Source organism: Butyricicoccus sp. AM05-1 (assembly GCF_003474415.1).
Taxonomy (GTDB): Bacteria; Bacillota; Clostridia; order Oscillospirales; family Butyricicoccaceae; genus Agathobaculum; species Agathobaculum butyriciproducens.
On sequence record NZ_QUDG01000023.1, the window covers coordinates 3,255 to 13,140 of the forward strand.

Sequence of the window (9,886 nt, forward strand, 5' to 3'; positions counted from 1 at the left end):
CCTTCAAGCCCCCTTTGGGCGTATTGGAAAGTGCGGATACACCGGGCAGAATGTTGGGCTTTTACAGAAGGAGAGCGCAACTACGAACCTGCAGAGATTGACAAAGTAGCGTCAGCTCGTACAATCTGATTTGATCATACCCACAGCCGCTTTGGCTGTGGGTATTTTCTGTTTGAACTTCAAAAGCTTTGCAGAACACAAGGAGCCTAATGCCAAATTCAGCATGTCACCAACTATGAGAAAAACATCTTTTAGAGGAAGGTCAAAAGGTTCGACATGGAAGATGAACAGTGTCCTTTCGTGATGCTGCTTCCGAAAGATTACAGCTTCGCCCCTTAACAAAGACTTTAAGTTAAATCTGTTATACTGCAGCAGTCCCCTCAAAAATACAGACAGGAGAAAAAATTCACCTATGATGAAAAAAAGATATTTCGCTATTCCCATTCTTGCAATCGCACTGCATTTTTGGCTGTCCAACCTGTTGTATTTCCTTGTGGAAAGACTTGTTTTGGATGTTTTTCATATCTCCCCACAGCAATTTATGAAATACTCATATTGGGGCGAGATTTTGATCTACGCTGTTCTTATCCTCGTATTCTTTACGCTCTATAAACTGCTTTGGAGGAAAGAGATAAGCGAACCGCGCACAGCGACAAATTTTAAAGATGTGCTCGGCAGTCTGGTCGTGGGATTTGGCATTTGCGGGATCTCCGGTCTTTGGATCATGCTGGCAGAACAGCTTCCCTCGCTGCAGAAAAGCGTTGAGGCAATAAACGCCGGTGCTGAAAATATTGCCGGCGGAAATGCATTTGGAACATTTATGATTGCGGTGATTGCTGCACCTGTTGTAGAAGAAATTCTATTCCGCGGCATTGTACTTCGCTCCATGCGGAAATTCATCCCCGTTTGGGCCGCGATTCTAATATCATCTGTACTCTTCGGCGTTTATCACCTGAATATCGTGCAGGCTGCCTATGCCACCTTCATGGGTATTGCCGCAGGAATCCTTTACGAGAAGAAAAAGAACCTGCTGTTTCCCATTCTCGTGCATTTCGCAAACAACCTCATTACTATGCTGCAGGGCTTTGCGCCATCCGAAGTGAATGAACTGATCAGCATTTTTATTCTGATTATGATTGCTCCGGCAGGGTATGTCATCTGCCGTTCACTCAGACAGGGCAAAAGAGCAGATAGCATGTAAGGTTTTTATACAATGTATAAAGCATACAGCGGCACAGAGCAACTCTCTGTGCCGCTGTCAGGCTGTCGCGAAACTACAGTTTCGCCGACAAGCAGGAACGGACCGTAGGCCGTTCCAAAGTCGTCCAAAAGTTCCCATACGGAAACTTTTTCCCTCTTAAGGTATAAAAACCGGCGCTATCCTTGCGCGGCTTCTCGGCCGCGCTGCGCGGATACACGCTCCCGGTTTTTATGAATTTGCAAAGCAAATTCTATTTAACGCGCGCTGCCGCGCGATATGATAAAATTGGTTCAATACCGACTTTTTTGACAAACTAACAGCGGCACAGAACAACTCTCTGTGCCGCTGTTTTTTTATCTTCGTAATAGAATCAGCATGAAAACAGGAACCGGGGCACAGTAAGCAACGCCAAAGCCACGGCAGCCCATCTTATCTGTCCAGGTATTTCCACAGAAATCTGGTCCAGTTCCATGGTCGCCGGCCAAGGAAGCGGGTACACACGGTTGAAACGACCGTCCCCAAGCCTACAAAGATATTCAATGACCACAGGGCTTGTGTATGAGGAACACACCCCCTGTGGTCAACATATCCAGGACGAATATCCATTATGACGGCAAAAAGCAGAAGCCACGTCGGCGGATCAAAACCACACCTTTGCAGATACTCGACCACGCGCTCCCTTATCTGCTGTTATGGCAGTCGCCTATGCACTGTGCGGTTCGTTGCATCTTCACATATGCCCTCGGAACAGGTGTTGCTCACATATTCGCGAAGTTTTCCGCAGTAGAGCAGTGTGTGCGGCACTCTAAGGAACTGCATCGGCTGTATGATAGAGGAACGCAGCTGTTCCATGCCGTCAACCCGACTTTTTGTGAGAAGCTCTCCGACAAACTCTGAGCAATAATAGCAGTCCTCCTGCTTCCAGACAATATGGAAGTATGCCAGACATAAGCCAATATAGTTGTAACTGTACTTCCTCCTCCGCTTCCACATCACATCGAGCATTTCTTTGAGCTCTGCGTGTTGTTCTTCTGTGACACTCACACTCAGAACCAACACCTTGGTTTCGGAAAAACGCTTGAAGGTACCGGTACGGGGAGACTCTATCACGAAGCCGCCCCAAAACGGATTATAGGGATGCCTGCGGCCAAAAGAGTACATCCTCTCTAAATCTCTGGACAGGCTGATGGAGGCGTGGTTATATTCTGCGCCGGTGATTTGTTTAAGGATCCGGGACAGAAGTGTTCCGGTTTGGCTGATTACGATATACAGCTGTTTATTTTGATTGCTCATATGCGTATCCTCACAAGATTATCCACAGTACCATGCTATTGGCATAAGAGGTGCTGCAGGTCTCGAAGAAGTCCGTTTCGACTATGTTAGCGTTGGTGTGCTGGATGACCCACTTCATGCTCTCCGGTTCGATCTCGAAGCCCAAATACAGTAGTGGACAGCAGAGGCTCATCCAGCAGCTCTTTGTGTATACAACTGCAATTGTTCGACCTTGATTGTATTTTCCCCGCCGCCGCTTCGGAAGCTCTCCATTTCCGAGCTTCTGATACTCACAATAACCTTATCATTGACCTGCAATTCCTCAAAAGAAATCCTTGTAACTTTCTGCGTGGCAAAGTCGCAATAGACCATAGGAGTAGACGAACAGTCTATCAGACATTCTTCACCTAAAGTGTTTTCATCGGCATCGTCTTTTACCGTTATGGTTTGCTTTCCTGTACCAACTTCCGTGATCACTGCATTGACGGTCAGAAGAGTGTCATCCTTCAATGAACCGCACCCGGACAGGAAGATAAAGAGAGTCAATAAGCACAGAGCGATTCCGATTTCTCTTACATTTCTATCCAGCAATGTCTTATCCTCCTGTTTTTTGCTGCGGAACTTATCCAATCTATGAAAAAGGCACTTCTTCCGCCCTTTGCATCAGGCGGGACAACGCACAGACTGCGTACATATAGCCTGCAAGAATCAGCGGTGCCGGCAGCCCGTAAAGCAGCGGCGCCGGGATGATACGCCAAAACAGCTTGAGCACACCGATCTCCGCGCCGTAAGTGAAGAAGTAGTTCGCCTCTGGGCAGAGCGTGAGGCGTAAAAGGAGATTGATAAGGTGCGCGCCTACGGCAAGCAAACCAAAGGTCTTGAGGATCCGCGGGATATTCTTGGGGTCGGGGCGGTAAAAGCCCAGCGTCGCCAGACTCAGGCCGCAGACAACAAGAATTGCGTGGGTCACATAGTAGCCGAAAATTCGCGGCATTAACAGCGAAAAGCCGGAGAACAGAGGCTCCGGGAAGAGCAGCGCCATCAGTGCGCCAAGGGGCGCTACAAAGAAGGAAAAGCCCATGATCGAGCGGTTTCTCTTCCACACGCCCAGCGGGAGCAGAAACAGATTGATGTTGCACAGGTGCAGCGGCAGCTCATTGAAAATGCTGAAGCCATTGGGATAGTACGCACGGATATACGCTGCGTCCATGGACAGCGAGAGCTTGTAGCCGGCAAACAGCGCGAGATTAAAAAAGCAAACGCCGATCAGATACCGGGAGCGCCGTGCTTCCGGTTTTCCGCGCAGCAGCAAGAATATGAGCAGCACCGCCGTTGCCGTAAGCAAAAGCAGAAGCAAATGCGGCCCGCGAAAGGGCGTAATAGAAAATTCGTTCATTTCACACGCCGGAACGTCTTTCCGGTCTTCTCCTCAAGGAATCGTTTGAATTCCTCCACCGTCCCGCCGGTAAGAGTACGCTTGTCCAGAGGCTGCGCATAGCGTTTCTTCATCAGAAGGATGATGTAGTCCTGCGACTCAGCCAGTGCGTCGATCAGCTCATAGTGGAACGTGGAGGTGGTGGACGCCGTAACAACGGTATAGGAATCCTCACCGAATGCGACATGATATTCCTTTGTGCCCGCCAGCGCGTTTTTGCGGGCGATCATGCCATTGAATCGGTCCTGAAACAGCAGAACGGACAGCAGCATCACCTCTGTCAGCAGGGAAGTCACCGTCCTGACATCAAGCGCAAAAGGCTCTCCATCGAATGGGATCAGCAGCAATGCGTTGAATACAAAGACGCTCCAGCCGAAGATGGTCCAAACAATGCTTCTCTTTCGCCGCAGCACCCTGCGCATCGCGCGGGCGGCTATGGTCATAGATCGATTTGTGATGTCGCTGTGAATTTCAAATGTCATACATCTTCTCCGTTGTAAGTAATTCTGCAACCGCAGGGCGTTGGGGCCTTGCAGCTGCCGCCGGACATCGCGGCGGGGCGCTCGTTCATCGCATCAGCCGCATCTCATTCTCAAACTGCTCCATCGCCTCCTGCCGGCTGGGAACTTGTGCAAGCGTGCAGGAAAACGGCTGGCCGAACAGGGGCTGGGACAGAGTCTCCGCCCAATGCGTCAGCACCTCCGGAGTGAGGGGGCGCTCCTCCCGGAGAAAGATCACCCCGTAATAGGGCGGTACAGACGGGGAAAGCAGCTGTGTCAGCGGGATGCCGCTCCGGACGGAGGCGTTGCAGAAATGCATCTCCGGTGAAAAAAGTGGATAGTACAGCGCCCCGACGAACCAGTCCTGTTCACCGCTTCTGAGCCGCCTTGCCTGCTCCAGAAAGTGCGGATGATCCGGATTATCCGGCTCCACAAACTCACCGTCCAGAATGGTCTGGTGAAGGGCAGGGAGGTTATGGAAATCAAAGTGGAAAAAGGGCGCCTTTCCTGCCTCGTCCTCGGAAAGAGAAAACTCCGCCGCATGGAAAGGTTCCCAGTCCTTACAGCAGCGGTAATAGCCCCACCAGTAGTTCCAGTCATAAATATGCAGATATTTTTTTGCTTTGCAGTCCATAGATGTACTCCATTCTGACAATGTGGGCACAAGAGGAAATCACGGGAAACTCTCCGCCCGGCACCAGCAAAGATTCTTTCCAGGCCCGTCCTTTTTACAAGAGGGACGCTCAAAGGCGGCGCGGTGATCTTCTTATCTGCTCACCGGAATGGAGATCTCGAAAACGGCACCGGTGTCCCCGTTGCGGGCGCGGATGGTTCCCTTGTGCAGGTGGATGATCTCCCGGGTCAGCGCAAGGCCGATGCCGGATTTTCCGCTCCGCCCCATATAGAAGCGGTCGAAGATGTGCGGCAGGTCCGCTTCGGCGATGCCGTCCCCATCGTCCTGTATGCGTATCGTCACCTGCCGCCTGTCTGCGCGGCAGGTCAGGCGCAGCTCGCTGCGGGCATATCGCAATCCGTTGGTCAGGATATTCGTGACCGCCCTGCGCATCTGCGTGTCATCGCATTTGACCATGATGGGTTCTTCAGAGAAGTCCGGCGCGATGGTAATGCCGCTGGCAGCGGCTGCCGATTCCACGGCGCGTATGCTGTCGTAGAGCAGCTCCCGAATATCCATCTCGGAAAGGGCAAGCTGCTGCCGCCCCATATCGATTTTCGAGATGTCCAGGAGCTCCTCCACCAGCTCCGTCATGCGGTCGCTCTCCTCCAGGATCACCTCCGCCGCGCTGCCTGTGTCCATCACGCCCGCCTGTATGCCCTCCGCATAGCCCTGTATCGCCATCAGCGGCGTTTTCAGCTCGTGGGAGGCATTCTGGAAGAAGGTCTGCTGCCGCTCCGCCTCCTTCTCAATATCCCTGCCAAACCGGAACCCCAGCAGGCACATGACGGAGGAGATCGCCAGCAGCACCGCAAAGAACGCCCAGTTCAGCGTCACGATATAGCGGGTGATGGGCCCGATGTCTATGTACATGATATAGGCGTACGGCTTTTCCCAATCGTCCTGCTCCTCCTGCACGGACATGAATATCAGGTGATGCTTGTCCGTTTTGAAGGTATAGCATTGGCCCAGCGATAGATCCCGCCCCTTACAGTATTCCAGCAGTTTTTTCTCCAGACGATATGCGTCCCTGTTCCAACCGCTTGATTGATTGGCATTATCCAGCTCTAAAAATACGATGCTTGGCGTAAGGAAGTGCTCCTCCGTGTCATTCCATTCATCGTCAAAAAAGGATCCATCGTCGGTATAGGGTATGGTGCGGTTCTGGTACTGTGCCTCGCTGATGAGCGCCTTTTTTGCCTCACGCACAAAGTGTGCAGGTATGATGAGGTTCACCGCCAGCATGAACAGTGCAAAGAGCAGCAGAGCCGAGCAAAGGATCAGGTACACGATCCGCAGCTTGATGTTTTTCATGTGCGCTCTGCTCCCTTCAGCTTATAGCCAAAGCCCCATATGGTGCTCACGCTGACGGTGCTGCCCGATTGCGTCAGCTTTTTTCGGATACGGCGCAGGGTTTCGTCGGTCACACGGGTCTCCACCTCCGAATCAAAGCCCCACACCGCGCTGAGCAGCTCCTCGCGGGAATAGGCCTTTTCCGGCTGCTTCATCATATAGCTGAGCAGCCGCAGCTCGGTCTGGGTCAGCGCCACGATCGTGCTTCCGCAAAAGACGGCGTTTTCCGTAGCGGAATAGCGGAGATCCCCATAGCGCAATTCATCTACTGCCGCCGCTGTTTTCCCCCTGTCCATCTCCACCCGGCGCAGCAGGGCTCTCACCTTCATGAGCAGTATGGTGGGGCGGAAGGGCTTGGTGAGGTAATCGTCGCTGCCCTGGCTGATGCCCATGACATAGTCCAGCTCGCTGTCCTTGGCCGTAAGCAGGATGATGGGAATATCGGAAACCGAGCGTAGCTCCCGGCACACGGTAAGTCCGTCCGTGCCGGGCATCATAATGTCCAGTATTACAAGCTCCGCAGGCTCCTGACGAAACGCCTCCAGCAGCGCATCGCCGCTTTCAAAGGAGCGCACGGTATATCCGTCGCTTGCGAGGAAGCTATGGAGCAGCTCCCGGATGCTCTTTTCATCGTCCGCCAAATAGATGGAATGTCCCATGCGTCCTCCTTGAAAGCAGCGCCAAATGCTGCGCGTAGGCGCAGCATCGGCATGATGTTGATTTTATACTATCAGAATATCGTCTTTCTGTCAAAAGGGGCAGATGCCGCTTTCGCAGCCGGTGTTGCCCCAGATGGAATTGTACAGCTCGCACAGCCGGCTGTCGATCTCCGCAAGACGGTTGTAGTCGGCGATCAGCGCGTCCTTTTCCGTATCGGTCAGGAAGGTCAAACTGCGGATGAAAGCGGCCTCATCGTAGTTGTCGAAGTCGTAGTCGTCCGGCAGATTGAAGTACGCTTCATCTACCTTGTCCCACAGGTCGGCGTGCTTTTCGCAGACGCGGTCATACTCCTGCTCCAGGGTGTCGATCTCATCCAGTACCTTGGGGTCGGCTTTTTCCAGTGCCTTCTCGTAGAGCGGCATATTGTCGCAGTCGGGCAGCTTCTCATACAGCGCCTCCATTTGGGCGTCCAGCTCGTTCAGCTCCTTGATGTCTGCCAGAAGCGTTTCCTTCTCCGCTTCGGTCAGGGCATTGGTGCTGCGGATAAACGCCGCCTCGTCAAAGTCTGTGAAGTCATAGTCGTCAGGCAGGGCGTTGCAGATTTCGTCCAGCTTTTCCCATAGCGCTGCGTTTCTCTGGAAGATGGCGTCGCTCTTCTCTTCCACCGCCTCAATCTGCTCCCAGATGGCGTCCTCGTTCTCGGTAGCAATTTTAGTAACAGGCTCCATTGGTACGGATGTGGCGGCAAAGGCGGAAGTTGCCGTGCCGACAGTCGATACCACCAACGCCAGTGCCAGTGCAAATCTCCAAATCGTTTTCTTTTTCATGGTATGTTACGCTCCTTTTTTGAAGTATTTGTGGTTGTGTATCAACCTTGTCTGTATCATACCAGAAGCTGCATTGAAATTCTCCCGCGAAAGTGCGGGGAAAGTGTCACAAATTCGTCACAGCGCCTGTGTTATACAATGAACACCCACCCGGTAGCCGACCGATGGGTGTTCGTTTCAATCCATTATGGTGCTGAATTTGCCCGCCCCATCCAAGCGGCTGATCGAGGAAATACCGGTCGGCTGTGAGCAGCCGCAGATGATGAGGAGACCGTTTGCGCGGCATGGATCAAGCGCCGCGCGTATATCCCATTTTTATTCTGAGAAGTGCAACATCCGGCTTTCCTTGCTGCAATCCGACATCTATGTTATACTGTACAGGCTACCACCCCTATACAGGTAGAAAAAGGGGGGTGTACTTAGTGAGCGTTATCTCATCGTTTTTAATCTCCGTTCTGGCAAGTGTAGCAGCATACTACATTTGTAAATGGCTGGACGGCAAGATGTAACTGGTAGCCAGCCTCAGGCCTAAGCCACCTGCTCCAAAACGGAATAGAAAAGCCCCGGAGTCGTGACCTCCGGGGCTTTTCGTGTGCTCAGTGAGCAATCTCATCATTCGTTTACTGATATTATACCGCATATCAGGCGGCATTGCAAGTATATCCGGAAAACCCGGATTCATTCTAAAAAACCCAACTCTTCCGAGTATTTTTCAACTTCACCTGATTAAGATTGACATTCCTTATTTTCCATGGTATTCTTAATTACAGGAAAAACAAAAGAGCCGATGCCTAGGAAACATCAGCTCTTTGATAAACGGTATCCGCCACTTGGTGCTTCCAACACCAGCGGGCGGTAAGATCTCACTCACCCTGAGACCAGTAACGCGCTTCAATGGTTTATTCTCCAGACGAACCAAATGGCGCATACCGCTTACTGTATAATCATTATACATTCAACAAGCGGTCATGTCAATAAGACGCGCGTTTTTCGACAAAAATCAATTTTTCTGCTTAACACGGCACATTTTACTTGTGCAACATTACGAATTTTCGATTTTTGATACGAATTTAGACATGGTTTTTCAATCGTCTGGTGTGAGAACATCAGACGATTTTTTGTTTCTTCTGCAAAAATCGACCATCAGAAAGGAGGGAAAGCAATGTCCGCAGCCGGCTACACCACAATCTACAACGAAGTTCTGCGCGACAGAACGCTTTCTCTCGAGGCGAAGGGTCTGTTTGCCGTCATCAAGTCTTTTGTCGGCCTGCCGGATTTCGCGCTCAGCAAGCGCCGTCTCGGCTATGCCTGCTCGGACAGCGGCTACCTGCTGAACGCGGCGTGGAAGGAGCTCAAGCAAAAAGGATACCTGCAGCACTATTTCTCCCAGGCGGAAAATGGTGCGTTCTGTCATGTCTATAATCTGATGCAGCACCCGTCCGAGCCAGTGGACTACGTCTATTCCCCGTCCATTGACCGCCCGAACGGTGATGTTGCCTGCATTTCCGGTGCGCAGCGCGACTACACCAACATTTCCACCTCGGTCCTGCGCGACAAGACCATTTCCCTTGCCAGCAAGGGACTGTTCGCCCTCGTCAGCCATCTGATGAAGATTCCCGACTTTGTTCTCCGTCCCGAGGGAATCCGCGCGTTCTGCATGGAGAAAGTGAAACATTTCTCGACACTCTGGAAGCGCTTCAAGATTTCCGGTCTGCTCAAGCAGCACCGCTTCCCTTCCGGTCAAGAGAATCACTGGACCTACGAATATAAGCTCTGCGAGACGCCCGATCTGGAAACGCCGTACCTGACCAACTACCACATCGACGGCTCTGTCTCCACCGTAGCCACGATCGACGGCTTCCTCGAGAAGCTCAAGAAGCACGTTTCTCATATCCGCAAGAACGTGTCGCTCAAGAAGAAGGACAAGCCGCGTGCCGTCCGCCGCAGGCTGCGCAGGCAGATCGA

The 9,886-nt window shown here is 52.0% G+C and carries 9 protein-coding genes and 1 pseudogene; 2 read left to right on the top strand and 8 right to left on the bottom strand.

The features are described 5' to 3' along the window. Nucleotides 1-412 precede the first annotated feature (412 nt). On the top strand, nucleotides 413-1,201 hold the full coding sequence (locus DW088_RS15375; RefSeq protein ID WP_118361942.1) for a CPBP family intramembrane glutamic endopeptidase: 789 nt from the start codon (nucleotides 413-415) through the stop codon (nucleotides 1,199-1,201). Nucleotides 1,202-1,891: 690 nt separating this feature from the next. Here DW088_RS15375 and DW088_RS15380 read toward each other — a convergent pair. The 8 genes from DW088_RS15380 to DW088_RS15415 all read right to left on the bottom strand — a co-directional run bounded on the left by DW088_RS15380 (nucleotide 1,892) and on the right by DW088_RS15415 (nucleotide 7,921). Beyond that, a complete protein-coding gene (locus DW088_RS15380; RefSeq protein ID WP_118361944.1) occupies nucleotides 1,892-2,494 on the bottom strand; it encodes a hypothetical protein in 603 nt (200 codons plus the stop codon). A gap of 168 nt (nucleotides 2,495-2,662) precedes the next feature. Continuing rightward, nucleotides 2,663-3,064, bottom strand: coding sequence for a hypothetical protein (locus DW088_RS15385; protein ID WP_243029998.1), 402 nt, complete (start codon nucleotides 3,062-3,064; stop codon nucleotides 2,663-2,665). Nucleotides 3,065-3,104: 40 nt separating this feature from the next. Next, nucleotides 3,105-3,869 (bottom strand): TMEM164 family acyltransferase, encoded by a 765-nt coding sequence (locus DW088_RS15390; protein WP_118361946.1) that lies wholly within the window; start codon nucleotides 3,867-3,869, stop codon nucleotides 3,105-3,107. Next, nucleotides 3,866-4,390, bottom strand: a complete 525-nt coding sequence (locus DW088_RS15395) for a YcxB family protein (protein ID WP_118361948.1) — start codon at nucleotides 4,388-4,390, stop codon at nucleotides 3,866-3,868. Before DW088_RS15395 ends, DW088_RS15390 begins: the two co-directional genes overlap by 4 nt. Before the next feature lie 85 nt (nucleotides 4,391-4,475). After that, nucleotides 4,476-5,042, bottom strand: a complete 567-nt coding sequence (locus DW088_RS15400) for a hypothetical protein (RefSeq protein WP_118361950.1) — start codon at nucleotides 5,040-5,042, stop codon at nucleotides 4,476-4,478. A 132-nt stretch (nucleotides 5,043-5,174) separates the two neighbouring features. Continuing rightward, nucleotides 5,175-6,395, bottom strand: coding sequence for a sensor histidine kinase (locus DW088_RS15405; RefSeq protein ID WP_118361952.1), 1,221 nt, complete (start codon nucleotides 6,393-6,395; stop codon nucleotides 5,175-5,177). Continuing rightward, nucleotides 6,392-7,093, bottom strand: a complete 702-nt coding sequence (locus DW088_RS15410; protein ID WP_118361954.1) for a response regulator transcription factor — start codon at nucleotides 7,091-7,093, stop codon at nucleotides 6,392-6,394. The genes DW088_RS15405 and DW088_RS15410 overlap by 4 nt, the downstream gene beginning before the upstream one ends. A 90-nt stretch (nucleotides 7,094-7,183) precedes the next feature. Then, nucleotides 7,184-7,921 carry a hypothetical protein gene (locus tag DW088_RS15415; RefSeq protein WP_118361956.1) on the bottom strand — a complete coding sequence of 246 codons (738 nt, stop codon included), beginning with the start codon at nucleotides 7,919-7,921 and terminating at the stop codon, nucleotides 7,184-7,186. Between the two features lie 1,162 nt (nucleotides 7,922-9,083). Between DW088_RS15415 and DW088_RS15420 the strand changes: the two are divergent. Further along, nucleotides 9,084-9,886 (top strand): annotated as a pseudogene (locus DW088_RS15420) (hypothetical protein); the annotation flags it as partial.

What these genes read in the sequence shown, in the direction of transcription:
- DW088_RS15380 (WP_118361944.1), bottom strand. Translation starts at nt 2,494, where the DNA reads ATGAGCAATCAAAATAAACAGCTGTATATCGTAATCAGCCAAACCGGA.
- DW088_RS15410 (WP_118361954.1), bottom strand. Translation starts at nt 7,093, where the DNA reads ATGGGACATTCCATCTATTTGGCGGACGATGAAAAGAGCATCCGGGAG.
- DW088_RS15395 (WP_118361948.1), bottom strand. Translation starts at nt 4,390, where the DNA reads ATGACATTTGAAATTCACAGCGACATCACAAATCGATCTATGACCATA.
- DW088_RS15405 (WP_118361952.1), bottom strand. Translation starts at nt 6,395, where the DNA reads ATGAAAAACATCAAGCTGCGGATCGTGTACCTGATCCTTTGCTCGGCT.
- DW088_RS15375 (WP_118361942.1), top strand. Translation starts at nt 413, where the DNA reads ATGATGAAAAAAAGATATTTCGCTATTCCCATTCTTGCAATCGCACTG.
- DW088_RS15400 (WP_118361950.1), bottom strand. Translation starts at nt 5,042, where the DNA reads ATGGACTGCAAAGCAAAAAAATATCTGCATATTTATGACTGGAACTAC.
- DW088_RS15390 (WP_118361946.1), bottom strand. Translation starts at nt 3,869, where the DNA reads ATGAACGAATTTTCTATTACGCCCTTTCGCGGGCCGCATTTGCTTCTG.
- DW088_RS15415 (WP_118361956.1), bottom strand. Translation starts at nt 7,921, where the DNA reads ATGAAAAAGAAAACGATTTGGAGATTTGCACTGGCACTGGCGTTGGTG.